The sequence below is a fragment of the Allokutzneria sp. A3M-2-11 16 genome (assembly GCF_024213555.1).
Lineage (GTDB): Bacteria > Actinomycetota > Actinomycetes > Mycobacteriales > Pseudonocardiaceae > Allokutzneria.
In genome coordinates this window covers 1-24,676 of sequence record NZ_JANAVO010000003.1, presented here as the reverse complement: position 1 = coordinate 24,676, position 24,676 = coordinate 1, and the positions used below count along the sequence as shown (strand labels likewise).

Below are 24,676 nucleotides of genomic sequence, written 5' to 3'. Positions count from 1 at the left end.
TCGACTTGAGCACGATGAAAAGACTTGTTTCCGAGGCCGCGCGCCTGACCGACGAACTCCCGCTGGACCAGATCGAGCGGGCGACGGAACTGCTGTTCCGGAGTTGGCAGTCCGGTGGCGTCGTGCTGTCCTGCGGCAACGGTGGTTCCGCGTCGACGGCATCGCATTTCGCGGCCGATCTCGCCAAGCTCACCATCATCCCGGGTCACAAGCGCATCCGGACGCTGTGCCTCAACGACAACGCGTCGGCCTTCTCGGCGTGGACGAACGACGAGGGTTTCCACACCGTCTACGAGGAGCAGGCGCGGCCGTGGCTGGACGAGAACGCCACCCTGATCGCGTTCTCGGTGCACGGCGGTTCGCGTGACCAGGCGGTCTCGGCGAACCTGCCCGCCGTGGCCCGCCTTGCCCAGGAGCACGGCGCCTCGGTGATCGCGGTGACCGGCTTCGACGGCGGTGCCACCGGGGACATCGCCGATGTGCACATCAACATTCCCCACGCCAGTGAACCCGTGGCGACTCCGCTGGTCGAGTCGCTGCACGTCCTTGTGCACCACGCGCTGTGCGTCGGTGTCCGATCACTTATCGAGGAGAAGTCAGCATGAGCGGGCGTTACTTCGTCACCGGCGGCGCGGGCTTCATCGGGAGCCACTTCGTCGAACGGCTTCTCAGCGAAGCCGAGACGACAGAGGTCGTCGCCTACGACAACCTGAGCAACACCACCACGGAGTGGATCGAGCCACTTCTCTCCGACTCCCGGCTGCGTTTTGTGCACGCGGACATCCTGGACACCGACCGGATGACCCGGGAAATGGACGGCTGGTCGGCTGACGACGTCGTCATCCACTTGGCCTCCAGCGTGGACATGCGCAAGGGATTCGTGGACCGCGGCCTCGATCTGCGGCAGTGCGCGGACGGAACCCTGTCCGTGCTCAACGCCATGCGCGCGGCTGGTCCCCGCACGGTTCTGTTCTCTTCGAGCTCCACGGTGTACGGCGATCCGGTGGTGTTGCCGACGCCCGAAAACGTCGGCCCCTACGCCCCGATTTCCATGTACGGCGCGGGCAAACTCGCCGCGGAGGCGTTGCTGAGCGCCTTCTGCCACCTGGACGGCTTCACGGCACACTCGTTCCGGTTCGGCAATGTCGTCGGCGGGCGGATGAACCACGGCGTCATCTACGACTTCATCGAGAAGCTCGCTGCCTCGTCTGATCGGCTCCACGTCCTCGGCGACGGCCACCAGCGCAAGAACTACTTCCTCGTCGAGGAGTGCGTCGACGGCATCCTCGCCGCCAGCGCCAAGCTCGGCGAGGGGTACCACGTGCTGAACCTGGGCAACGTGGGAACAGTGTCGGTCGACGAGATCGCCGCGATCGTCATCGACGAGATGGGCCTGTCCGACGTCCCGCTGGAGCACGGCGGCGGCACGCGCGGGTGGCCGGGCGACGTGCCGGTCGTGGAGTACGACCTGAGCAAGCTGCACGAGCTGGGTTGGAGCGCGAAAACCGATTGCAGGCAAGCGATCCGGATCAGCACCCAGCGCATCCTCGCGCAGCGCGGGTGGCGGTGAGCCCCGCCGCGAAGGTCGCGGTGTGCGGGCTGTGGCATCTCGGGTCGACCGCGGTTGCGGGCCTGCTGAGCCACGGCCGGAGCATCGTGGCCTATGACCCGCAGTCGACGTTGCGGGACGGAGCACGGGCGGGGATCGCGCCGACCGGAGAGCCAGGCGTCGGCCCGGCGCTGCTGGACGGGTTCCGCGACGGTCGGTTGACGGTCGTCGACACCCTGGCGGAGTGGGCCCGCTGCGAGGTGGGCCTGCTCGCCTACGACAGCGCCGTCGACGAGGCGGGCGGAGTCGACGACGAGAGGCTGCCCGAAGCGGTCGCGGCGTTCGCCGAGCACGCGCCACCGAACGCGGTGCTGGTCGTGATGAGCCAGGTCCTCGCCCGCACCCATGAACAGTGGCGCAAGACGTTGCTGGCGCGGCGGGCGGACCTCCGCCTCGTCCACGTGCCGGAGAACCTGCGCCTTGGCAAGGCCATCGAGGACTTCGTGGCGCCTCCCCGCCTGGTGGTGGGCGCCGACGACCGGGAGGCGGCCGAGCTGGCCGCCGGGCTGTTCCCGCACGCCTCGCCGGAGTACGTCGGGCTCACCGAGGCCGAGCTGGTCAAGCACGCGACCAACGCCTACCTCGGGATGTGCGTGTCCTTCGCCAACGAGGTGGGGTGGATCGCCGCGCGCAACGAGGCCGACCCGCGGGTGGTGATGCGGCTGGTGAAGGCCGACCCCAGGGTCTCCGACAGGGCTCCCCTGTTGCCGGGGGCCGCGTTCTCCGGTGCCACGCTGCGCCGGGACCTCGTGGCGCTGAGCCGCCTCGGGGCCGACTGCGGTCGCCCCGAGTTCTTCGACATGGTCAGCGAGCTGAACGACCGGCACGCGGGTTTCGCACTCACCTTGCTCGCGGCGGAGCTGGGCGAGTTGGGCGAGCGGCAAATCGCGGTGGCTGGGCTGACGTACAAGCCGAGCACGGCGACGCTGCGGGATTCACTGCCGCTCCAGCTCGTTCGGGCCCTGCTGAAGGACGGCGCACAGGTCTCGGTCTACGACCCGATCGCCGAACCCCTCCCGGCGGACCTGGCCGTACGACGGTGCTCGACGCTCGCCGACGCAGTGCGGGACGCGGACGCCCTGTTGGTGGCCTCCGCGTTGCCGGAGCTGCGGCGGACGGACTGGGCGGGACTGGAGCCCGCGTCGAAGCTGGTGGTGGACGGCTGCGGGGCGCTCGACCCCGCGGAGTTCGCAGGCACCGGATGGCGGTGCGTCGGCATGCATGCGGGCACGTGATGTCACGGCTCAGCGTTGATGATCCAGTCCACCGCCTCGCCGAGGGTGACAACGCGGTGGTACGGGCGATCCGGCGGGCGCTCGCGATAGCCCCTGTCGATCCAGATCGCCCGGCAACCGCCGCGGTGCGCGGCGCCGATGTCCCGCCAGCGGTCGCCGACGACGAAGCTGCGCGAGAGATCGGCGGCGCAGTGCCGGGCCGCTTGGTAGACCAGGGACGGCCCCGGTTTTCGGCACGAACATCCGTCGGCGTCGTCGTGGAAGCAGGTGAAGAAGGAGTCCGGGGACAGGCCCAGCAGCTGGGCCGTCGCGGCGTTGATGCGGTTCACGGATTCCGCCGTCACGGTTTTCCGGGCCACGTCGGGCTGATTGGTTATCACGGCGAGGGAGAATCCCGCGGCGCGCAGTCTTCTTATGGCGTCCCTGCCGTGCTCGTCGAGCCGGATCTCATCCTCGGTCCGCGGCGGATACGGCTTCCCGTCCCGGACGGAGGATTCGATCAGGACTCCATCGCGGTCGAAGAACACCGCGGGATTCGGTCCGAACATGCCGCCCAGTATCCACTATCTCCACGAATCGAGTGCCCCTATGAACGAGGGTGATTCCGCGACATACGGCGAGAAGATCGCCGACGAGTACGACGAATGGCCGGGCGATGCGGGGCCGCCACCGGACGCCGACCGGGCGGCGCTGTTCCTCGCCGGGCTGGCGGCGGGCAGGCCCGCGTTGGAGCTGGGCATCGGCACGGGCCGGGTCGGCCTCCCGCTGGCCGCGCTCGGGGTGGAGGTGCACGGGGTGGAGAGCTCCGCCCGCATGCTGGACCGGCTGCACCGCAAGTGCGCCGAGCACGACCTGCCACTGCACACCCACCAGCAGAGTTTCGGCGATCTCAACCTCGGCGAGCGCCGTTTCGGGCTCGTGTTCGCCGTTTTCAACACGCTTTTCTGCCTCGTCACCCAGGAGGAGCAGATCGCCTGCCTGCGGTCGGTAGCCGAGCACCTGGAGCCGGGCGGCCTGCTCGTCCTGCAATGCCTGAACCCCGCGCACCTGCCGACCGGAAACCACGTCGGAGCCGTGGAGCTCGATGACGTTTCCGTGCACCTGGACGTTTCGAAGCACAATCCCGTCGCCCAGACCGTGACGGCCCAGCACATCGTGATTACCGAAGCCGGAATTCGATTCTTTCCGTACACCCTGCGCTATTCTCATCCGGCCGAGCTGGACCTGATGGCCACCATGGCGGGATTCGAACTGCGACAACGGCACGCGGATTTCGACGGCGGCCAGTTCACCGCGAACAGTCGATACCACGTGTCGGTCTACGCGCGAGCGAACGATGGATAGCGCGGAGCGGATTGCCGCCGCGGCGTTCAGCGCGGCACGGCGCAACGGCGCGGCCCACACCGTGGTGCACCTGGACGCCACCACGGAGGAGACCACCGGCGCCGAAGCAGCCTCCGCCGTGCGGCACACCCGGCGTGAGCAGCGAGAAGTCGGTGTCCGGGTGCACCGGGACGGCGCGGTCGGCCTCGCCTACGGAGTCGTGTTCGACCAGGCGGGCGTCGTGGACTTGGCGGAGCGGGCATGCCTGCTGGCGCGGCGGCCCCGATCGGAGCAGGCGGAGCCCCCGCCAATGACGTTGGTGCGGTCGTACAGGACCCCTGTTCTGGTCGATCCGGATGCGGTGTCGCCTGCCGAGCGGGAGGAGCTGGCGCAGGAGACCGTGTCGCGGGCCCTCGCTGCGGGCTGCGACCACGCGGCGGTCGAGATTTCGGTGCACCGGCGGGAGACACGCCTGCTGTCCAGCGCTGGGGGTGATCTGGTCAGGGAGTCGATCCAAACCGGAGGGTGGGTGCGCGCGACGGCAGACGGTCCGTCGGGCCCCGGCGTGCGGACTTATCCCGAGCGAACTGGGCGGCACGCGGCTGCGGGCTGGGAGCACGTTCTCGGCCTCGGTCTTCCGGCCGGGGCCGAGCGGGCGGCCCGGGAAGCCGTGCTCCTGTCGCGGGCCCGGCCGTGCCCGGAGGGCGAGGGCTCCGTCGTGATCGACTCCAGCCAGCTCGCGCTCCAGATCCACGAGTCGATCGGGCATCCGCTCGAACAGGACCGGGTGCTCGGCTGGGAGATCGACTACGCGGGCGACTCGTTCGTCTCGGCCGCCGATGTCGGCAGCCTCGCCTACGGCTCCGAGCATGTGTCGGTCGTGGCCGATCCGACCGGCACCGGGATCGGCGCCATGCCGTGGGACGACGAGGGAACGCCGACCCGGCCCGCGCCGCTGATCGACCGCGGGGTCCTGGTCGGCCTGCTGAGCAGCGAATCCGTCGCCGCGGCCGCTCGCACCCCGCTCGCCGCCCCGAGCGCCAGGACCGAAGGGGCCGCGCTCCCGCTGGTGCGGATGACCAACGTCAACCTCCTGCCGGGCTCGGGTTCGCAGGAGGACCTGCTCTCGTCGATGGGCAACGGAATCCTGTTGTGCGGCAACCGTTCCTTCTCGATCGACGCGCGAAGGGAGGAGTTCCACTTCACCTGCGAGCTTGCCTGGCGCGTGCGCGGCGGAGAGAAGGTGGAGCCGCTGCGAAACCCTCGTTACCACGGGCGAACGCTCGATTTCTGGCGCTCCTGCGAAAAGGTGGCCGGCGCCGACGAGTGGGCCATGCACAGCGTGACCTTTTGCATGAAGGGCAATCCGGTCCAGATCGCGCGGGTCGGCCACGGCGCCTCACCCGCGCTGTTCTCGGCCGTGCGTTACGGATCTTTCTAGGAGAGATGATGCGGGAATATCGCCTTTGGCACAGCACGACCGCGCAGGTGAGTCCGCCACCGCTGGCGTGGGACGCCCTGCGGCTGGTCCGTGGCGCCACGGTGGCCGACGTCGGATGCGGCTCGGGTGCCTACGGCTACCTGTTGCGGGCGGGGTGGGGGCACACCGAGAGCTGGCTCCAGCAGGGCATCACGACACCGGAAAAGCTGTGCGGCCTGGACAATTCGCGACACGCCACCGTCCTTGCCGAGCGGCACCGGATCTACGACCGCCTCGACATCTGCTCGGCCGTCGCGTTGACCCTTGACGACGACGCCGTCGCCACCGCCGTGTGCATGGAGACCGTCGAGCACCTGTACCCGCGGGACGTGCTGCCCGCCCTCCGGGAGCTTGCCCGGATCGCCACCGAACGGATCGTCATCACGACACCCGCGCCGGAGTTCATCGTCGACTATCCCGCCCTGCTCGCCGAGGAAGCGGAAGCGAAGCAGGACAACGACTTCATGAGTCATGACGAGTACGCCGTGCTCGAATCGAGCCTCCACAAGAGCTGGCTGGACCCACAGCGAATGCTCGACGCGGGCTTCGAGATCAGCGGCCCGGTGACCTGTGGATCGCACATCTACCACGCCGATCCGGGAAAGGTGGACATCGAGGCGATCGGGGAAGTACCGGGGATTCCCGTCCCGGAGACCTCGAACTTCGATCCGCTCGGTGACTGGCGCGAGTGCTACGTCGCACTGCTCGGATCTGTTCGGGCCATGGCCGAGGTGGGTCGATGACATCCATGTGGAGTGTCGGCGCGGTCGAGGACATCACCGATGACAGCGCGATGATCCGGCGGACGGCGGTGGACACCGTGCACCCGTTCGACGACCCCACCGCGGACTGGATGCTGGCCCGGGTCCGGCAGGAACTGCCGTTGTACCTGCTGCACGTGGCAGACCACTCGGAAAGCATGCCGCCGGGTTTGCGCGAAGCCCTGCACGACGAGCGCCCGTGCGACGGGCTGATCTTCTCCCAGTACGGGCTGCCGGAGCTCCGGCAGAAGCTGGAGGGCTGGCTCCCCCACGACGAGGGGTGGCGGCCGGAGAGCGCGCCGCTGGTCAGCGTGTCGTGGTCCGGAACGGGAGCGGCGATCTTCGACATCCTGCGGATGCTCAAGGCGGGCAAGCAAGAACCGTCGGCAATCCTGCTGCCGCGACCCGGCTGGGGCTACGAGCTCTCCGTGCGCGACACCGGTTTCCAGCCGGTCGGCTACGAGGTTCCCGTCGAGTCCCCGCAGGGGCCCGACATCGCTCATCTGCACGAGGCACTGCTGCGCTGCCGACAAGAGGGCCTCGCGGTCGCCGGGATCATCGTCAACCCGCAGCACAACCCGTGGGGCGGGAACTGGACGCCGGAATTCCTCGACGCGGTCGCGGATCTCAGCGAGACCGAACGAGCCCCCGTCCTCGTCGACAACGCGTTCTTCGGCGTGACCGCGCAGGAGGTGGAACCCACCAGCGCGGTTCGCGTCATGGATCGGCTGATCGCCCAGGACCTGCTGGTGTCCGTGCGGAGCCTGAGCAAGCAGTTCGCCTGTAGCGGATGGGCGCTCGGGGCGGTCGCCGGGAGCCCGAAGCTGGTGTCGGAGTACTCCGGCCGGTGGCGGTGCACGCGGGAGCCGACCGCCAACTTCCGCGCCCAGGCGGCGATGGCGTCGTGGCTGGGGGGACAGGAATCCACACAGTTCGCCTGGCAGCGCCGGAGGGACACGACCCGGAACGCGTGGCTCCTGCGGCAGTCGTTGTCCGAGGTCGGGCTCGCCCTCATCCACCACGGCGGAGCGCCCTTCGCGTTGCTGCGGCCGCCCCGGCACGGCTCGGCCGCCGAACTGCGGAAGCGAATCGTCGAGGACTCCGGTGTGCTTCTCGGGATGGACCGCGACGCGCGTGGACAGGAGTTCTTCAAGATCTGGCTCGGCCGCAGCAGTCAGGTCTTCGAGCCCGCCGTCCGCGCCCTCTGCGGTTCCGTGGCGATGTTGTGGTCCGACTAAGCCTTGTCCCGCAATCCATCCAAGCGCCCGCGCACACCACGTAAACTATGCCCATGCGCCCCACCCGCCGTATCACCCATCCTCCGGCGGCCGCAACCTAGAGAACCCCGTTTCGTACTCATAACGGGCTGGAGAGCGCTCCCAAAACCCGCTAAGAGTACGAAACGGAAGTTCTCTAGCCACCTCAGCCCAGGTGGGGGCGCGCGCGTGGGCGGACGCGCGGGACGTGGATCAGGCCCTGTTGCTCTGCGAGTCCTTCATGCCTGTCCGCTCCCGGACGCCTCGTTTGGCCCGTTTCGTACTCATAGCGGGCTTGAGCGCTGTCGAACCCCGTTATGAGTACGAAACGGGACTAGCGAGGGAAAGAGCGATGGTTCGTCGAATGCTCACCGTGCACGCGCATCCGGATGACGAGGCTTCGCGCGGTGCGGCCACGGTCGCCAGGTACACCGCTGAGGGTGTGCGCGCGATTCTGGTCACCTGCACCGACGGTGGAGCGGGAGCCGTTCTCAACTCGGCGGTCACGCAACGGTTCACCCCGGAAGAATTCATCGAGACCCGTGCGGCGGAGTTGTCCGCGAGTGCGCGGCACCTCGGCTACTCCGCCGTGCACATGCTCGGCTACCGGGACTCGGGAATGGATGGCGCGGCGGGCGGGGACCGTGCGTTCTGCCGAGTTCCGATCGAAGAGGCGGCAGACCGTCTCATGCGCGTGATGGCGGAGGAGAGACCGCAGGTCGTCGTCGGCTACGGAACCAACCACGAACGCGATCCGCACCCCGACCACATCCGCGCCAACAAAGTACTGACGCGGGCGGTCGAACTGCTCGACTACTCCCCCGCCGTCTATCACGTGGCGTTCTCCCGGCGCAGGCACCTCGCACTGCACCGGGCCTGCGTGGAGCGAGGCGTGGCCAGCCCGTACGAAGCCGGGCTCGGCCACGCGGCCCACGGCTTCGACGACAGTTCGATAACCACGCTCATCGAGGTGGAGAAGAACGCCATCGCGCGCAAGCTCGACGCCCTGCGCAGCCACGTGACCCAGGTTCCTCCGGATTCAGGGTGGTTCGCGCTGTCTCCGGAGGAACTGCGGGAAGCCTTTCCCTACGAGGAATACATCCGCGTAGGGGCGGCGCCGGGCAACGATCTCTTTGACGGGATCGCATGAACTCAGAGAACGTCGGCCAGCATCCGTGCGTATCGCGCGTCGGCCTGCCCGGCGGCGGACAGATCGCGGCACAGGGTGTCGAAGTGATCGGCGTCCAGAGACCGGTAGAAGCGTTGGGCGCTGCGCCACGCGCGCTGCCACGCGGCCCCGGGAAGGTCCTCCTCCCGAAAGCCGAGGTGCTCGGTCAACCGCGCGGTTCCCGCTCGCGCGTAGGTCGTGAACGCGAGTTCGTCGGTGAGGTTCAGGAACAGGTACCTGCCGATCGCGAGCTCGATGGACTGCTCGGTGCTCATGGTGTCGGCGTCCGCGAGCGCGCAGAGGTACGACCAGCCCCACAGCCGCCGCACCAGCTCGTCCACGGCGGCCGCTCCGTCGAGCCACTTCAGCGTGCCCGCCGGGGTGTCGAGCCCGCCCTCGCCGCCCGCCAGGTACTCCCGCACGCTCTCGCGCAGCCGGTCCAGCGCGAGGCCGTCCAGCTCGGCGTGCCTGCCGGGTTCCGGGGTGACGTACAGGCTGAGCACTCGCCCGGAGATGTTGTGCGGATCGGGATTCGGGTACGCCGCGCGCAGCAGGGCGGCCTCGGGCATCGGGTACCGACCGGCCCACCAGCTGTGCCCTTCGATCACCTGCCAGGTGCCGTCGGAGTCCACGCTGTCCGGAGTCACCGTGTGCGGGAGGAGCCCGGGCCCCGTCGCGCCGAGCCACGGGCAGCCGCGGTCCTCGAAGAACAACAGCGAGCCGCCGAGGGTCAGATCGTGCCGCAGCGTCTCGGGCAGCTCCTCGCGCGGCACCCTGCGGTCGAGGACCTGCCCGCCGGTGACCGCGGCCAGCGCGGACGGCCAGCCGGTGCCCTGCACGGAGAACGTCAGGTGCGTGCGGTCCAGCAGCGGCTGCGGGAGGTCTCCCGGCTCCCGGACGAACGTGCGCGCGGCCAACTGGGAGCCGATCACGTGGCGGGCGAGGTCGACCCCGACCCGTTTCGCCACGTTCGCCGCGCAGCCGATCTCGCAGTGCGGCGCGTGTTCAGGCAACTCGACCGATTGGGGTGAATCCAGCATGTCCACGTCCTCCAGAAGTCTGTCAACGCTGTTGGCCGAGGCCGCCCGGGCGCGACCCGGGGCGACCGCGGTGATCGACGACCCGGACCGCCGGGTCAGCTACGCGGAGCTCGCGGCGCTGGCGGGCCGGGTCCAGGCCGGGCTGAACGAACTCGCGGTCCGCAAAGGCGATCGGGTGGTGGTGCTGGCGGAACGGACCGATTCGAGTTCCGTGGCCGCGGTGCACGCGATCCTGGCCTCGGGGGCGGTGTACGTCCCGCTCGATCCGCTGTCGCCCCCGGCGCGGTGGGCCGCGGTGAGCGAAGTCTGCGAACCCGTTGCGGTAGTGGGAGATTCCGCACTGCTCGACCGGTTCGCCCAAGCCGTACCGCGACCGCGGCGACTGGCGCTGGACGGGGACCTCCCTGCCGCGGCACTCGCTCCCGTTCCGGTCGACGGGCGTGAGGTCGCCTACCTGCTCCCGACATCCGGCTCCACCGGGGTTCCGAAGTGCGTCGCGCTCACCGGGGACAACGGGATCGCGTTCCTGGAATGGATGGTCGGCGAACTCGGGATCTCGCCGACCGACCGTTTCGCCTGCGACGCCCCGCTGCACTTCGACGTGTCCGTCGCCGCCGTGCTGGGCACCGCGATGGCGGGCGCGGCGTTGGCCCCGGTGCCTCGCGGCCTGTCGACCTTCGCCGCCGAGCTCTCCGAGTGGATGGCGCGGCAGGCGACCACCGTGTGGATTTCGGTGCCGTACCCCCTTTCCCGGTTGTCGGCCCTCGACCTGGACACGGCAACGGAACGGCTCGCGGCGCTGCGAACGGTCGTGTTCGCGGGCGACGTGTTCCCGCACCTCCAACTCGGTGAGCTGATGCGCCGTACGCCCCGGGCGCGCTTCGTCAACATCTACGGCCCGACCGAGACCAACGGCTGCACCTTCGAGGTCGTCGACGCCCCGCCGACCGAGCCGGTGCCGATCGGCAGGGCCATCGACTGCGCCGAGTGCTGGGTGGAGGACGACGGACGCCGGGTCGACGAGGTGGGAGCGGTGGGCGAACTGGTCGTCGCGGGCCCCACGGTGGCCGCGGGCTACTGGGGTGACGCCGGGCAGAACGGGACGAGGTTCCGGCGCTACCCCGGGGGCCGGGCTTACGCGACCGGCGACCAGGTGCGGATTCTTCCCGGCCACCGTTACGCCTTCCTTGGCCGCGTGGACAACATGATCAAGTTGCGGGGACAGCGCTTCGAGCTGGAAGAGGTGGAGAACGTCCTGCGCACCGCCCCCGGGGTGCGGGAGTGCTGCGTTGCCAAGGTGGACGTCCGCGGTGATCACGTCCGCCTGCTCGCGGCGGTGGTCGGCCCGGTGCCCGACGCGTCCGCGCTGCGCGCGCACTGCCGCACGAAACTGCCTGCCTGGGCGGTGCCGCACGAGTTCGTCGCGGTGTCCGAGCTACCGCTCGGCTCCACCGGGAAGGTCGACCGGCGCAAGGTCGGGGAACTGCTCGCCGAACACCGGTGACCGAACTCCGTTCCGGCGTCAGCCCCGATCGGTGGTGCCCGAAATCGCGATGGCGCAGATCTTCGACAGGTCGGCCGACAACGTTTGCTTGAACCCGGCGATCACCGGATCGCGCAACTCCGCCGACTCCTCGTGCTCACTGGGCGCGTAGCGGGGGTAGAGCCCGTTCGCGGCCAGGTCGAGGTTGATCGCGTGCAGGCGCCGCACGAGCTGGGCGACCACCTGTTCGTAGGACAGCGGCGCTCGAACGGTGTGGAAGACGCAGTCGTACAGCGACAGCAGCTGGTCACGGCGCAGCAGCCGCTGGCCCTGGTGCTCGGTGACCTTCTGCAGCAGGGAGGCGCCGGACGGCACGAGCTTGGTCGCCACGCCCTCGTGGACGCGTTGGTTCAGCAGGCATTCCTCGTGCAGGGCGGAGTCCCCGGCACCGGGGCGAAGCCGCAGCAGCCCCCGCACCGGGTGGAAGTCCCTGGCCCACGAACCGCTGAAGTGCCTGTGCTGCAAGGAAAGGCTGGGCCTGATCAGCCGGTCGTAGATCGTGCGCGGACACGAGCTCGTGTAGAGCAGCATCTGGGAGTACCCCCGCACGTACCACCGTGCCTGCTCGTCATCGCCCGCATCTGCGGACGTCGCCGAGGCCAGCAGCTGCCAGAGGATGAACGTGGCCTGGTGGCCGGTGATCCAGCGGAACCAGAACAGGCGGTCGACCGCGAACGGGTCGTCGGGGTCCACCACGGCGTCGGCCGGGGCCTCCAGCCCGTCAACCGCCGGAGCCTGGTCCCGCCACAGCGGGAAGGCGGACGCCTCGGGAACCGGGTGGCCGAGCGGGAGCGTGAGCGGCTCCAGCCCGTAGGGATAGCCGCCGAAATCCCAGGTGCCCGCGTCAGGCAGGGTGAAGTCCTGGTACCGCGTCCCCAGTGCGCTCACCGCGGACCGTCCGGGATGTGCGTGAACTCGTACTCCAACCCGTTGGGGTCGAGCAGGTAGAAGGACCGGATCCCGTCCTTGTCGACGTCGATCTCCGTCGGCCCCTCGGGCACGGCGAAGGTGTAGTCGCCGGAGGCGAACAGCTCCAGCCACCGCGACCGCCAGACCTCCAGCTCCGCCGCGGCGGTGACCTGGAAGCACACGTGCTGGAACTGGTTGACCTCCGCGGGCGGCCTGGTCTCCTGCCCCGGGCGGAGGCTGAACAGGTGGACCCGGACGTCGCCGTGCACGAGTTCGGCCAGCCGCTCGATGCCGGGCAGGCGCGAGTGGGTGAGCGCGGAGAACTGGTCGAGGGTCCACGACACGGTGCAGCCGAAGAACTCCTGGTACCAGTTGATCGAGTTCTCCAGGTCAGCGGTCTGGACGCCGACGTGGTGGATCGCGATCGAGGACACCGGTGACTCCTCTCTGGTTGGTCTAGCCGCACACCGCGTAGGGGTGCCTGCCACGGGGGCTGGCCGCGGCCAGCACGAACTCCTCCGCCGGGTCGAACCCGGTCGCGCAGACCCGGCCCAGCGAGTACGGGGGAACCAGCTCGACCTCGTGGCCGCGGCGTTCGAGCCCGGCCACGGTCTCCGGATCGCAGTTCCCCTCGACCACCAGGACACGGGGGCGCGAGCGGTGCGGTGTGAACGAGGCGGGCACCTGGTCGGTGTGGAAGGTCAGCGTTTCCGTCGCCGCCTGGAGATCGAGGCCGAAGTCGGTGACGGCGAGGAAGAACTGCAACGTCCACTGGTCCTGCCGGTCACCGCCCGGGGTGCCGAACGCCGCGAACGGCCTGCCGTGCCTGCGCACGACGGTCGGGCTCAGCGTGGTCCGCGGCCGTTTGCCCGGAGCGAGCGAGTTGGGGTGCCCTTCGACCAGGAACATCGTCTGGCCACGGGTGCCGAGGGGAAAACCGAGGCCGCCGATCGCGGGAGAGCTCTTGAGCCAGCCGCCGCTCGGCGTCGCGGCCACCAGGTTGCCGTGCCGGTCCACCACCGTGAGGCAACAGGTGTCGCCGTTGGTCGTGGTGGCGCGGAGGGTCGCTGGGAGGATCGCGGGCTGGATCGTCGGGAGCCCGCTTTGGAGCTGCGCCATCCACTCCTCGGTGAGCTCCGGCGGCTCGGGGGAGCTCAGCGCCGGAATCCAGGACTCGCGGCCTTCCGGTGCGCCGGGCCGGAGCGCGGGCGCGGCGTCGGGCCCGACCAGCTGCCGCCGCTGCCGCGTGTAGCCGTCGCTGAGCAGCGCGGTCAACGGCACGTCGGTGAAGTTCGGATCGCCGTACCACGCCTCACGATCGGCGAAGGCGAGCTTCGAGCACTCGGCCACCGTGTGCAGGTAGTCGGCGCTGCCAAGGCCCATGCCCGCGAGGTCGAACCCGTCGAGCAACGCGAGTTGCTGGAGGAACGTGGGGCCCTGGGACCACGGGCCGGGCTTGAACACCTCGTAGCTCCCGTACGAGTGGCTCGTCGCCTTCTCGACGGACGGCTGCCAGTCGGCCAGGTCGTCTCCGGTCAGCAGCCCGCTGTGCCGTCGTCCGGTCGCGTCCAGCACCTCGCTCTTCGCGAAGAAGTCGTGAATCTCCTCGGCGACGAACCCCCGGTAGAAGGCGTCGTGCGCCGCCTGGATCTGCGCTTCCCGGTCGGCGGAGGCGGATTCCGCTTCCGCCAGAATTCGTTTGTAGGTACTCGCAAGGGTGGGATTCCGGAAACGCGATCCGGCCTTCGGCGCCGTTCCGTTCGAAAGGTACGTCTGCGCCGAACCGGTCCACTCGCTCCGGAACAGAGGAGCGAGGACGTCGATGGCGCGCGCGGTTTCCGGGAGCAGTGGGAAACCGTGCTCGGCGTAGCGGATGGCTGGCCCCAGGACGTCGGCCAGGCGCATGGTCCCGAATTCCAGCAGCAGCCGCAGCCAACCGCCGAAGGCGCCGGGCACACAGGCGGGCAACAGCCCGGAACCGGGAATGTGCGTCAGCCCGAGGTCGGCGAAGGTGTCGAGCGCGGCGCCGCGCGGCATGGGCCCCTGACCGCAGATCTCCTCGGCCGCGTCGTTCTCGGCACGGTGCGCGACAATGGAGACGTCCCCGCCGGGACCGTTGAAATGCGGCTCCACCACCTGAAGGACGAATCCGGCGGCAACGGCGGCGTCGAACGCGTTGCCGCCATTGTTCAGAATTTCCATTCCGGCCTGGGACGCCAGCCAGTGCGTGGAGGAAACGGCACCTGTGGTTCCGGTGAGTTCCGGCCTTGACGGGAGCATACTTCTACCACCGTAACCGTTCTACTAGAAGTGGTCGCGGGATTCACGTGCAGCATAGCTCGCCTAAATGCCCCGATTGGCGCTCCGACTGCTGTGCTGTCTCGCCGGCGAGACAGCACAGCGGCTGCGACTAGATTCGCCCCGGTGTCCCCCGTCAAGCTGACCAGAGCATCAGCGGTGGTGTTCGAGCGAATCGAACCGCAACGGCACACCGCCGATGAGGAATCGGAAATCGCGGCATACTGGGCGGCTGCGCTCGACGCGAATCCACGGCTCTTCGACGGTCCCGTCGTCGTGGTGCGCTCAGTGACCTGGCAGCGGGACACGTGCCTGGTCCGCTGGTCGCCGGGAACCTACGCGCACTACTTGTGGCGCTACGTTCCGGGCGAGCACAGGTTTGCCCGCATCCTGTTCGCATCCGCGGTGCTGACCACGCTCGACGGGAAGTTGTTGCTCGGCGTCACGGCGCCCGGCACCAGCGAACCGGGTCGGCTCCAGCTCTCGGGAGGCAATGTCGAGCCGCCCGCGTCCGGCCGACCGCTGACCTCCGAAGTCGTGGCCGAGGAAGCGGTGCGTGAACTCGCCGAGGAAACCGGCGTGACGTTATCTCGCGACACCGCGGAACTGTGGATGGTCAAAGAAGACGGCGACTACGGCGACGTCGGCCTGTTTTATCGGGTCCCAAGCCTGGCAACCGCCGAAATCCAAGAAGCGTTCACCAGGCACCGGGCTGAGCTGTCAGCGAAAAAGGAATTCTCAGAATTCGAATCACTGGCCTTCGTGGACGTTCCAAATGCGGATGACCCGCGCCGTTGCGTGGACTACCTACCGGATCTGCTCCAGCGCCTGTGAGAACGCGATGTGCCCCCGGCCGGAGGCACATCGCGTGTGTTCAGCGCCTGCGCGGCGCCAGGTCGTAGAAGCAGACCCGCGGTCCGGCATCGGGGCGGCGGTAGATCCGCCTGCACTCCAGGTCGGTCTTGCCGAACACCTCCAGCCAGGCCGCGCGGTCCCTGGGCAGTCCCTGGTCGGTCAGCACGTGGATCAGGAAGAAGTCGTCGTCGTTGTCCCGCGCGTCGTAGCGCAGCTCCGGCTCGCCGACCAGCAGGATCTTCTGCTCCGGCAGTACAGCGGCATAGGCGTTGAGCATGTCGATCACGGCCTGCTCGCCGTCCCGGAACAGCTCGTGCAGGGCGCTGACGATGCACAGCCCGTCCGCGTCGAGGCAGACCTCCGGCCACTCCTGCGGGGCGAAGGCGTCACCGACGACGAACTCCAGCCGGTCGGCGATCCCCTCGCGCTCCGCGAGCCGCTTCGCCTCCTCGATCGCGTCCGCGTCCACGTCCAGGCCGATCCCGGTCAGCTCCGGATCGCGCAGGCAGGCGTTGACCAGCAGGCTGCCCCCACCGCAGCCGATGTCGAGCAACCGCCGCACTCCGCGCCCGCGCATCGCCTCGACCAGCACCGGCGTGTGGAAGATCGAGAAAAGGGTCGCGCTGTGCTTGCCGAGCGGGCCGCCGTCGCGCCGGACGTCGTCGCCGTAGGTGGCCTTCCCGGTCAGCAGGTCGCTCATCCGGCTGGTCACCGACCCGTACGCCTCCAGATAGACGCCGAGCCGCGCGAGCGAGACGTCCGAGGTGAGCAGTTCGCCCTTGCGCGTGAGGAAGTAGCCGGTGTCGCGCAGCTCCAGGACCTCGCGCATCACGAGGTACCTCAGGAAGTCCGTGCCGATCCGTTCGACCGTTCCCGCCAGCAGCCCGTCCTCGGGCAGCCGCCTCCCGTCGCGCAGGTTGCCCAGCATCCCGCTCTCGACCAGTGCGAACACGGCGTGGCAGAGATGCATCGAGCTGATGATGTCCGGCATCGTCGACAGCCGGAAATCCTGCCAGACGGCAAGCTGTTCGCCGGTCCGGAACTCCACTACCTCGGGTACCATGAAGAATTCTCCATCGCGATAAAGGACAATGTTCTCTACCGCCGAATGCTAGTCCGCGACGCGTCGGTGAATCGCGATGAAAAGCACTGATCTCTCATTCGTCTCACATGCCCTGACCTGGGCAATGCAGAAATCTGCAAGAAACCCGCACGCCCTCCCCGGCAAGGTGGCCCCGCACTTGCACAGAAGGGGAGGAAGTCATGAGAAAGACGCTTGCGACGGCCATGGCCGCCGCGATCGCTGCCACTGCGCTGCTCTTGCCGGGAAGCGCGTCGGCACAGGAGGCGGCCGCGACGTGCGATCCGGACAAGCACGTCCGCATCCACGTGCAGAAGCGCGGCAACTTCATCGACGGGCTCGGCGGGTTCTTCAACTGCGACCAGGCGACCACCGGCTACACGATCAAGCTCCAGGAATGGAAGACCCTCGCCTGGAAGGATCACGTGGTGAGGTCGGGGGTGTGGCGGACCAACGAGTACGCGGTCACCACGTACACCTGCAACGGCACGAAGTCGAAGAAGTGGCGCGCCCTCATCAAGAGCGGGATCGGGACCAGGGCGTGGATCAAGACGTCCAACAGCATCACGGTGTCGTGCGGATGATCGCCCGCGCGGTGTTGCCCGTCGCGCTCGCGGCGGGACTGCTGGGGGCGCTCGCCCAACCGGCGTCGGCGGCGGTGCTGACCCACCGGTTCAAGCTGGCGGGCACGAGCGCGTGCCTCGACGCGGGCATCGGCGGCGGTCCGGGGGGCGTCCGGCTCGCCACCTGCGGGCCCGGCAATCGGCAGCTGTGGCGCTGGTCGAGCCCCAGCCTCCAGACGCCGCTGTACCACGTCGGGACGGGCACCTGCGCCCACCGCGTCCGCACCGAGGTCGGACTGTCCGACTGCGGCGGCGCGGTGCCGCAGCGCTGGAAGGTGACCGGCACGCCCGCCAACCTGCTGATCACGGCGGCCGACACCGGCCACTGCCTCAGCCGAACCAGCTCCGCCACGGTCGGGATGAAGCCCTGCGACGGCTCCCCCGGCCAGCACTGGCAGCGCGCGTAGCCTCCCCTTTCCCCGTTTCGTACTCATAGCGGGCTTTTACTCCGCTATGAGTACGAAACGGGATTCCCACGGCCGCCACTGTCGGTTGCGGTGGTGGAACCAATTGGCGATGCGAGAACTGCTCGGATTCGTTCGTGTGAAGCCGGGGGTCAGTTCGAATTGACCAAATCCCCTGACCAGGTCGCCGCCGAATCGGTAGCGTCGCGGAGATCGATGGGGGGCTCGGTGCTGAAAGGCGAACACGAACGGACAGTCCGACGGCGGGCCGTGCTCGTGGGCGCGGGACTGCTGACGATCTCGCTGGGCACCTCTAGGGCGCGAGCGCAGCCGGGCGCCCCCTGCCATCCGGTCATGACAGCGCCCCGTTATCGCGGTGAGGTGCCCACGCCAACTGCCGTGCTCGGCGTCGACTTCAAAGACCGTCCGTTCACCTTGGCGGAAGCCGACCGCTATCTCGACGCGGTCGCAGCGGCCAGCTCACGCGTGTGGGCCGGGACGCTGGGAATCTCGCCCCGTGGGAAGCCGCTGCGGTATGCGGTGGTGGGTGCGCCGGACCGGGTGACCCCGCACGGGCTCGCCGAGATCGGTGAACGGTTGCGGTTGCTCCGCGATCCCGCCACGCCGCCTGCCGCCGTCGACCGGATCATCGCGGAGACGCCCGCCGTTGTGTGGCTGACCGCCGGTGTCCACGGCAGCGAACCGGCAGGCACCAACGCCGTACTGCGGGTTCTGCGTGACCTGGCCGACCGCGACGACTGCGCGGCCAGAGCGATCGTCGACACCACGGTGGTCGTCATCGTGCCCGTCCAGAACCCGGAAGGCTACGAAACCGGCGACCGCTGGAACGGCTACGGCTTCGACCTCAACCGGGACTGGTTCGCCCTCACCCAGCCAGAAACGCGCGCCGTGACCGCCGCGATGGCGAAGCTCCCCCCGGTCGCCGCGCTTGACCTGCACGAGATGGAGGGCGACAGCTACTTCGCCCCGCCCTACGCCGCTCCGGTGCACCACGAGGTCCCGGCGTTCGCGCTGGAGTCGACGGCGAAACACCTCGGCCCGGCCGTCACCGCGGAGTTCGACAGACAGGGCATCGACCTGTTCTCCGGACGCGAGTTCGACCTGCTCTACCCCGGCACGGCGGACGCGGCCAACAGCATCGCCGGGCTCGCGGCCGGCATCACGCTGGAGAAAGGGATCGGCAGCCCGGTGCCGGACCGCGTCGGCGAGCACTACCTGGCGTCCTGGATGGCACTGTCCACAGTGGCCGGTCACTCAGCGGAGCTGTTGCGCGCGTGGAACTCCGCGCACCGGACCGCTTTCGAGCAGGGCAAGCGCGGTCCGGTGCGGCACTACTTCCTCTTCGCCGGAGACAACTCCACGGCGTACGAACGCGACCTGGTGCTGTGGCGGTTGCAGCAGCGCGGGGTGGAGATCCACAAGCTCGCCGCGCCGCTGCGGGTGCCCGACCTGCGCCACCACGGCAGGCCCGCCCGAGCGGAGACGGTCCCAGCCGGGAGTTACTGGATTCCGTTGGCACAGCACGCAAAGCACTGGGTGCAGACCATGCTGGGCGAGCAGAACCACGCCACACCACCGATTTTCTCCGACCTGTCCGCGTGGGGCCTTCCGCTCCTGGCGGGGGTGGACGCCGCGTTCTCCGGCGCCGTGCTGCGACCCGCCGCGCTCCCCTGCCCACCGCTGCCGGAACCGGCGCCACCACGGCCTCCCGCGCGGTCGCTCGCACTCGGGGTGCTGCGCTTCCTTCCCCCGGACTACCCGGTGCTCGGATCGGTGGGCTGGCTGAACCACCGGCTGGAGCGCGTCTGGCGGCTGCCGTTCCGCACGGTGCCTGGGCAGGGCGTCACAAAGGAGAGCCTGCGCGGGATCGACGTGCTGCTGGTTCCCGACGCGCCCGCCCAGGTGTCCTACGACCTGCTGGGCGAAGGTGGCCGGGCCGCTCTGCGGGAGTGGGTGCGCGCGGGTGGCCGCTACGTCGGCTGGGGTGGCACCGCTCAGCTCGCCGGGCTGCTCGGGATCACCTCCACCACCCTGTCCACTCCGGCGGGCGAGGTCCCCGGCGCGTTGGTCCGCGTGCGTGTGGACACCGATCACCCACTGGGCAAAGGACTTCCCGGCACCGTCTGGCACCTGAACGACGGTGATCTGGTGCTGCGAGCGGGAAATCCCTCGTACGCCGTCGCGTCCTACCCGCCGTACGGATCTCCGGACTGGTTCGTCTCCGGGCACGCGGTCGGTGCCGATGAGCTGGGCGGCACCGCGGTGGTCACGGACGAACCGCACGGCTCGGGGCGGGTGACGCTGTTCAGCGGGGAACCGAACCTCCGCGCCTTCACCGACGGCATGGCCAAGCTGCTGCGCAACGCGGCGCTGCGGAGTTCCGCCGATCAGCGCGCGGCCGGTAGTGACACCGCAGCCGCGGAACGAGCGGCGAGACGGCTGCCCGAGACGCGGACCGGGTTCCGGGTCACGGTGCCCGCGGCAGGCGCTCCCGCCACCCGCGCCGTGCTGTCCGCATTCGGCGCGCGGTGGATCGAACGAGGACCCGCCGAGCGGACGACGTTCGTCATCGACAACGACAGCACGCGCTGTCGCCACCCGTGGGCGTCCAGGTTGCCGAAACGGCTGAGCGAGGCCGGAGTGAGCCCGCTCGCCGTGGTGCTGCCGCGGTGACGCCCACCCCTAAGCCGGTCCGGTGACCGGAACGTAACTCCATTGTGGACAAAGGAGGCAGGTATGGGACAGGTTGACATGGTCCGCGCCTGGAAGGACGAGGACTACCGGGCGAGCCTGGGTGAGGCCGGTCTGGCGCTGGCGAACCCCGCGGGCGACGTGCGGGTCCCGGACTCGGCGCTGCTCGGCGCGGAGGGGTTCGCGGGCATGCGCACCAACGACACCATCTGGTGCTGCACGGTCACCACCCGGCGCACGCCCGGTGTCATCGGCGGTTTCTGCTGACAATGCCTGCGACGGCGCCGGTGGGTTTCGGCCCGCCGGCGCCGCTCGGCCCCGACCCGGAGGGATGACCATGTCCGCGGTGCTCGACCGCAGCGATCCGGCCTGGTACCGGGCGTGCACGCTCCGCGAGCGCCTGCCCGCCCCCGCCGGGGTCCCGGCGGAGGACGAGGTCTTGACCCGCCGGGTGGGCAGGTGGCTGGCCGAACCGGTGTTCGGCGGGGACGACGGGCGGTTCGCCGAGCGGCTCGCCCGGGATGATCTGTCCGAAGTGGACATTCGGTCGCTGCTCGCCGAGCCGCCGCACGCGCTGCGGGACCGGCACCCCCGGTGCCCGGAGTGGCTGGCCGATCTCGCCGACGCCTACGACCGCCCCGCCGGGAACCGGCGGCTGCTCGACCGGCTCGTCCAGGACGACGCCTCCCTGATGCTGTACGCGGTGGAGCCGGTCATCGAGGCCGCCGCCGCTCGGCTGCGACCCCTGCTCGACGCGCTCGGCGACGTGCTCGACCCGGACGCCGTCGAGGAATCCCTGCTCCGCGGGCTGTGCGGCCAGCTCATGGCGCGGCTGACCCGGACCGTGATCCTGGAACTGCACGTGGCGAGCGTCGAGGGCAGGCTGCCCGCGGAGCAGCGGTTCCGCGCGTTCGCCGAGGGCCTCCGCGAACGAGACCGCTCGATCGCGCTGATGCGTGAATATCCTGTCCTGGCAAGGGATGTGATGACCGCGGCACGGCACTGGGCCGACGCCGCGATCGAACTGCTCGGCAGGTTCGCGGCCGACCGCGCGGAACTCGTGGCGACGTTCTTCGCCGGAGCCGACCCCGGTCCGCTGACGATCGTGGACTCGGGCGCGGGCGATGTGCACCGGCGCGGCAGGTCAGTCGCCATGCTCGGGTTCGAGCACGGCGCGCGGCTCGTGTACAAACCCCGTTCGCTGGCCATCGATGTGCACTTCCAGCAGCTTCTCGCGTGGTGCAACGACCGGGGTGCGGCCCACCCGTTCCGCGTCCTCACCGTGGTGGACAAGAAGAACTACGGCTGGGTGGAGTTCGTGCCGTCACGACCGTGCGGCTCGCGCGACCAGGTCGAACGCTTCTTCCACCGGCAGGGCGCATTCCTCGCGATCCTGCATTGCTTGTGCGCCACCGACTTCCACTACGAGAACATCATCGCGGACGGCGAGCACCCCGTCCTCGTCGACATCGAGGCGTTGTTCCACCCCACCGGCGAACTCCTGTCCGGTACCACCGAGCCACGTGACTCGCGGGCCTCGGTTCTGGCCACCGGGCTGCTGCCACAACGGCGGCACGACGAGACAGGCGACTTCTCCGGGCTCTCCTCGGGCGAGGGCAGGCGCAGCACGGGTGCCGTGCCCACTGTCGAGGCGGCGGGCACCGATCAGATGCGCATCGTGCACAGGAGCGTGGAGATTCCGGCCGGTGACAACGTGGCGAGACTCGGCGGCGCCACGGCCGACGCGGCCGACCACGTCGAGCAGGTCGTGGACGGCTTCACGCGGATGTGCGAGGTGATCACCGCCCACCGCGCCGAACTGCTCGCCGAGGACGGCCCGCTCGCCAGGTTCGGCGGCGACGAGGTGCGCTGCGTTCTGCGCGCCACCCAGACCTACGGGTCGATGCTGATCGAGACCACTCACCCGGACCTGCTGCGCGACGGCCTCGCCAGGGACCGCTTCCTGGACAACCTGTGGACATCGGCCGCCGACAACCCGGCGCTGCACGCCGTCTTCCACTGCGAGCGCCGCGACCTCGAACGCGGTGACGTCCCGGTGTTCGTGACCCGGCCGGGATCACGGGACCTGTGGTGCGCGGACGGTCACCGGCACGCCGGGTTGCTGGCCGCTCCCGTTCTGGACCTGGCGCTCGGCCGGGTGCGTTCGCTGGACGTCAGCCAGGTACGGCGGCAGACGTGGATCATCAGGGCTTCCTTCGCCGCGATGACCCTCGGCGAAGGAAAGGAGGACTGGCCGCGGCGCGCGCCCCGGGAACGTCCCCGTCCGGCGAGCCGTGCCGAGCTGGTGGCCGCGGCGGCGCGGGTGGGCGAGCACCTCTCGGACCTGAAGCTGGGCGACACCACTTGGCTGGGGCTGACAGCAGATGAGCGCGGGTGGTCTTTGCGAGAACTCACTGGCGAGCTGTACGACGGATTGGCCGGGCTGGCGTTGTTCTTCGCCTACCTGGGCCACGTCACCGGAGAGCAGTCGCACACCAAGACCGCCGAGTCCGTTCTCGACGCTGTCCGGCGCGAACATGGAGCACCGGGAGTCGGCGCGTTCGACGGTGAAGCGGGGACGGTCTACCTGCTGACCCACCTCGGCGCGCTCTGGCAGCGCGCCGACCTTCTCGACGAGGCCGAGGCGCTGGCGCTGCGCCTCGCCGAGCGGGCAACGGGCTTCGACATCATCAACGGCCTCGCCGGGCTTCTGTGCGTCCTGCTGGGCTTGCACGAGGTGCGCCCGAGCCTACTCGACGCCGCCGTCCGCGCCGGTGACCGGCTCCTGGAGCTGGCCGAGCCGCAGGAGGTCGGGATCGGCTGGCGCGATGAGCGGGACCGCGCTCCGCTCGCCGGTTTCTCCCACGGCGCGTCCGGCGTCGCACACGCCCTGCTGCGCCTGTTCCGGGCCACCGGTGACGATCGTTACCTGCACGCGGCCGAGCAGGCGTTCGCCTACGAGCGGGCCGTGTTTTCGCCCAGCGAAGCCAACTGGCCCGATCTGCGTGCTGCCGCCGAGGCGTCGTTCATGACCGCGTGGTGCCACGGAGCACCCGGGATCGGCCTGGCCAGGGCGCACGCACTCGACGTGCTGAGCACCCCCGAGGTCCGCGCGGAGCTGGACGTCGCCGTGGCCACCACGATCGCCGGTGGGCTCGACCTGAACCACTCGCTGTGCCACGGCTCGCTCGGCAACCTCGAACTGCTGTTGCACACTGCTCATGTCCTCGGTGACAACGCGCTGCTGGAGCGCGCGTACCGGATCGCGGGCGGGGTGCTCGACGACCTCGCCGACAACGGGTGGGCCTGCGGTGTGCCCGGCGGGGCGGAGACACCGGGGCTGATGAACGGGCTGGCCGGGATCGGGCTCGGCCTGCTCCGGCTCGGCGCCCCTAAGCAGGTGCCCGCCGTGCTCACCCTGTGCCCGCCGCTCTTGTAAAGCGATCCGGACGGTGCGACGTCTGAAGAGGTGAAGGTCGGCCGGAGGGAATAGCCGCGGCGGTGTCGCCGTTGCGCCGGGGGCCTTCATGGTGGGAAGGCTGTCGCACGGAGGGGGTCGCGCATGCTGCATCCCGGAATCAGCGATCTGGCCGGTGGGCAACCGAGCTGGGCGCTGGTCGAGCCCCTGTACACGGCACATCGACCCGCTGCTCGTGCGGCGGCGGCGTCGATCCTCGGCCCCGCACACGATGTGGAGGACATCATCCAGGACGCCACAGTCAAGGCCGCGCAACGCATTCACACGTTGCGGGACTCGGCGAGGGCACGCAGTTGGTACCTGTCGATCGTGAGCAGGCAGGCGCTCGACCGGTGGCGGCAACGGGCGCGTCAGCACCAGCGCACGGCCACGTCGTCGCTGGACCAGCTGGCCGACGGGTTGGAGGCGGGCCGGAACACGCTGCGGGTGCTGCCCGTCGAGGACTACCCGGCCCTGCGGCTGGCCTTCGAATTCATCGACACGCTGCCCGGGAAGCAGCGCACCGCGTACCTGCTGCGCCACTACTTCGGCATGGACCGCGACACCATCGCCGAGGTGCTGGGCTGCGGCACGGCGACGGTGTCGGTGCACCTGTTCCGAGCACAGGCCAAAGTGGACAAGGAGTTTCGATGACGGCGGCTGTGGCCAACGACGGGTTCGACCGGTCCGCGTCGACCGACTCGGTTCGTGCCTTCATCAAGCAGATCGGCAAGGTCGCCCTCCTCAACGCCGAGGAGGAGGTCGAGCTGGCCAAACGCATCGAGGCCGGTCTCTACGCGGCCGAGAAGCTCGACGGCGAACTCGACGACCGGGTTCGACGTGATCTGCGGTGGATCGTGCGCGACGGTGAGCGGGCCAAGAACCACCTGCTGGAGGCCAACCTCCGCCTCGTGGTCTCCCT

Annotated in this window: 23 protein-coding genes; 17 read left to right on the top strand and 6 right to left on the bottom strand. The window is 69.5% G+C overall.

The genetic code is table 11. The features are described from left to right. Positions 1 to 14 precede the first annotated feature (14 nt). From NLX83_RS21855 to NLX83_RS21845, 3 genes are read left to right on the top strand one after another with little or no spacing between them, the layout of a single operon-like run. Complete coding sequence (locus NLX83_RS21855) at positions 15 to 605, top strand: SIS domain-containing protein (RefSeq protein ID WP_254237450.1); 591 nt, start codon at positions 15 to 17, stop codon at positions 603 to 605. Then, the gene (locus NLX83_RS21850) at positions 602 to 1,570 is read left to right on the top strand and encodes an NAD-dependent epimerase/dehydratase family protein (RefSeq protein WP_254236986.1); all 969 of its coding nucleotides are present in this window, start codon (positions 602 to 604) and stop codon (positions 1,568 to 1,570) included. Before NLX83_RS21855 ends, NLX83_RS21850 begins: the two co-directional genes overlap by 4 nt. Then, on the top strand, positions 1,561 to 2,844 hold the full coding sequence (locus NLX83_RS21845; RefSeq protein ID WP_254236985.1) for a nucleotide sugar dehydrogenase: 1,284 nt from the start codon (positions 1,561 to 1,563) through the stop codon (positions 2,842 to 2,844). The genes NLX83_RS21850 and NLX83_RS21845 overlap by 10 nt, the downstream gene beginning before the upstream one ends. 2 nt (positions 2,845 to 2,846) lie before the next feature. Here the strand turns inward: NLX83_RS21845 and NLX83_RS21840 are convergent, their stop codons facing one another. Beyond that, on the bottom strand, positions 2,847 to 3,392 hold the full coding sequence (locus NLX83_RS21840; RefSeq protein ID WP_254236984.1) for an HAD family hydrolase: 546 nt from the start codon (positions 3,390 to 3,392) through the stop codon (positions 2,847 to 2,849). Between the two features lie 40 nt (positions 3,393 to 3,432). Here NLX83_RS21840 and NLX83_RS21835 point away from each other — a divergent pair, with 40 nt between their 5' ends. The 5 genes from NLX83_RS21835 (at position 3,433) to NLX83_RS21815 (ending at position 8,814) form a co-directional block, all read left to right on the top strand. Continuing rightward, a complete protein-coding gene (locus NLX83_RS21835; RefSeq protein WP_254236983.1) occupies positions 3,433 to 4,188 on the top strand; it encodes a class I SAM-dependent DNA methyltransferase in 756 nt (251 codons plus the stop codon). Further along, positions 4,181 to 5,608, top strand: a complete 1,428-nt coding sequence (locus tag NLX83_RS21830; RefSeq protein WP_254236982.1) for a TldD/PmbA family protein — start codon at positions 4,181 to 4,183, stop codon at positions 5,606 to 5,608. The genes NLX83_RS21835 and NLX83_RS21830 overlap by 8 nt, the downstream gene beginning before the upstream one ends. A gap of 8 nt (positions 5,609 to 5,616) precedes the next feature. Then, positions 5,617 to 6,390, top strand: coding sequence for a class I SAM-dependent methyltransferase (locus tag NLX83_RS21825; protein WP_254236981.1), 774 nt, complete (start codon positions 5,617 to 5,619; stop codon positions 6,388 to 6,390). Next, positions 6,387 to 7,646 (top strand): pyridoxal phosphate-dependent aminotransferase, encoded by a 1,260-nt coding sequence (locus NLX83_RS21820; protein ID WP_254236980.1) that lies wholly within the window; start codon positions 6,387 to 6,389, stop codon positions 7,644 to 7,646. Before NLX83_RS21825 ends, NLX83_RS21820 begins: the two co-directional genes overlap by 4 nt. Positions 7,647 to 8,016: 370 nt before the next feature. Beyond that, a complete protein-coding gene (locus NLX83_RS21815; protein ID WP_254236979.1) occupies positions 8,017 to 8,814 on the top strand; it encodes a PIG-L family deacetylase in 798 nt (265 codons plus the stop codon). 2 nt (positions 8,815 to 8,816) lie between these two features. Here NLX83_RS21815 and NLX83_RS21810 read toward each other — a convergent pair whose 3' ends face one another. After that, complete coding sequence (locus NLX83_RS21810; RefSeq protein WP_254236978.1) at positions 8,817 to 9,872, bottom strand: hypothetical protein; 1,056 nt, start codon at positions 9,870 to 9,872, stop codon at positions 8,817 to 8,819. Between NLX83_RS21810 and NLX83_RS21805 the strand changes: the two genes are divergently transcribed. Next, on the top strand, positions 9,871 to 11,376 hold the full coding sequence (locus NLX83_RS21805) for an amino acid adenylation domain-containing protein (RefSeq protein ID WP_254236977.1): 1,506 nt from the start codon (positions 9,871 to 9,873) through the stop codon (positions 11,374 to 11,376). The genes NLX83_RS21810 and NLX83_RS21805 overlap by 2 nt on opposite strands. 18 nt (positions 11,377 to 11,394) lie before the next feature. On the opposite strand, the gene NLX83_RS21800 is transcribed toward NLX83_RS21805, so the two are convergent. Genes NLX83_RS21800 through NLX83_RS21790 form a run of 3 tightly spaced genes read right to left on the bottom strand, consistent with a single transcriptional unit; the run spans position 11,395 to position 14,604 of the window. Next, a complete protein-coding gene (locus NLX83_RS21800) occupies positions 11,395 to 12,303 on the bottom strand; it encodes a hypothetical protein (protein ID WP_254236976.1) in 909 nt (302 codons plus the stop codon). Continuing rightward, complete coding sequence (locus NLX83_RS21795; protein ID WP_254236975.1) at positions 12,300 to 12,758, bottom strand: VOC family protein; 459 nt, start codon at positions 12,756 to 12,758, stop codon at positions 12,300 to 12,302. The genes NLX83_RS21800 and NLX83_RS21795 overlap by 4 nt, the downstream gene beginning before the upstream one ends. Before the next feature lie 22 nt (positions 12,759 to 12,780). Further along, on the bottom strand, positions 12,781 to 14,604 hold the full coding sequence (locus tag NLX83_RS21790) for a gamma-glutamyltransferase family protein (RefSeq protein WP_254236974.1): 1,824 nt from the start codon (positions 14,602 to 14,604) through the stop codon (positions 12,781 to 12,783). Between the two features lie 144 nt (positions 14,605 to 14,748). Between NLX83_RS21790 and NLX83_RS21785 the strand changes: the two genes are divergently transcribed. Further along, a complete protein-coding gene (locus NLX83_RS21785; RefSeq protein WP_254236973.1) occupies positions 14,749 to 15,456 on the top strand; it encodes an NUDIX domain-containing protein in 708 nt (235 codons plus the stop codon). Positions 15,457 to 15,496: 40 nt separating this feature from the next. Here NLX83_RS21785 and NLX83_RS21780 read toward each other — a convergent pair whose 3' ends face one another. Beyond that, entirely contained in the window at positions 15,497 to 16,540 is a 1,044-nt protein-coding gene (locus tag NLX83_RS21780; protein WP_254236972.1) for a methyltransferase domain-containing protein, read from the bottom strand. Positions 16,541 to 16,740: 200 nt separating this feature from the next. Here NLX83_RS21780 and NLX83_RS21775 point away from each other — a divergent pair, with 200 nt between their 5' ends. The 7 genes from NLX83_RS21775 to NLX83_RS21745 form a co-directional block, all read left to right on the top strand. Beyond that, positions 16,741 to 17,142 carry a hypothetical protein gene (locus tag NLX83_RS21775; RefSeq protein WP_254236971.1) on the top strand — a complete coding sequence of 134 codons (402 nt, stop codon included), beginning with the start codon at positions 16,741 to 16,743 and terminating at the stop codon, positions 17,140 to 17,142. Beyond that, positions 17,133 to 17,588 carry an RICIN domain-containing protein gene (locus NLX83_RS21770; RefSeq protein ID WP_254236970.1) on the top strand — a complete coding sequence of 152 codons (456 nt, stop codon included), beginning with the start codon at positions 17,133 to 17,135 and terminating at the stop codon, positions 17,586 to 17,588. The genes NLX83_RS21775 and NLX83_RS21770 overlap by 10 nt, the downstream gene beginning before the upstream one ends. Before the next feature lie 351 nt (positions 17,589 to 17,939). After that, on the top strand, positions 17,940 to 20,279 hold the full coding sequence (locus NLX83_RS21765) for a M14 family zinc carboxypeptidase (RefSeq protein ID WP_254236969.1): 2,340 nt from the start codon (positions 17,940 to 17,942) through the stop codon (positions 20,277 to 20,279). A gap of 63 nt (positions 20,280 to 20,342) precedes the next feature. Next, complete coding sequence (locus tag NLX83_RS21760) at positions 20,343 to 20,564, top strand: mersacidin/lichenicidin family type 2 lantibiotic (RefSeq protein ID WP_254236968.1); 222 nt, start codon at positions 20,343 to 20,345, stop codon at positions 20,562 to 20,564. Positions 20,565 to 20,634: 70 nt separating this feature from the next. Further along, complete coding sequence (locus NLX83_RS21755) at positions 20,635 to 23,736, top strand: type 2 lanthipeptide synthetase LanM family protein (RefSeq protein ID WP_254236967.1); 3,102 nt, start codon at positions 20,635 to 20,637, stop codon at positions 23,734 to 23,736. A 123-nt stretch (positions 23,737 to 23,859) separates the two neighbouring features. After that, positions 23,860 to 24,408: an RNA polymerase sigma factor gene (locus NLX83_RS21750; protein ID WP_254236966.1), complete on the top strand. Its 549-nt coding sequence runs from the start codon at positions 23,860 to 23,862 to the stop codon at positions 24,406 to 24,408. After that, positions 24,405 to 24,676 (top strand): sigma-70 factor domain-containing protein (locus NLX83_RS21745; RefSeq protein WP_305884190.1); only part of this gene is annotated, 272 nt, incomplete at its 3' end. The genes NLX83_RS21750 and NLX83_RS21745, both read left to right, overlap by 4 nt.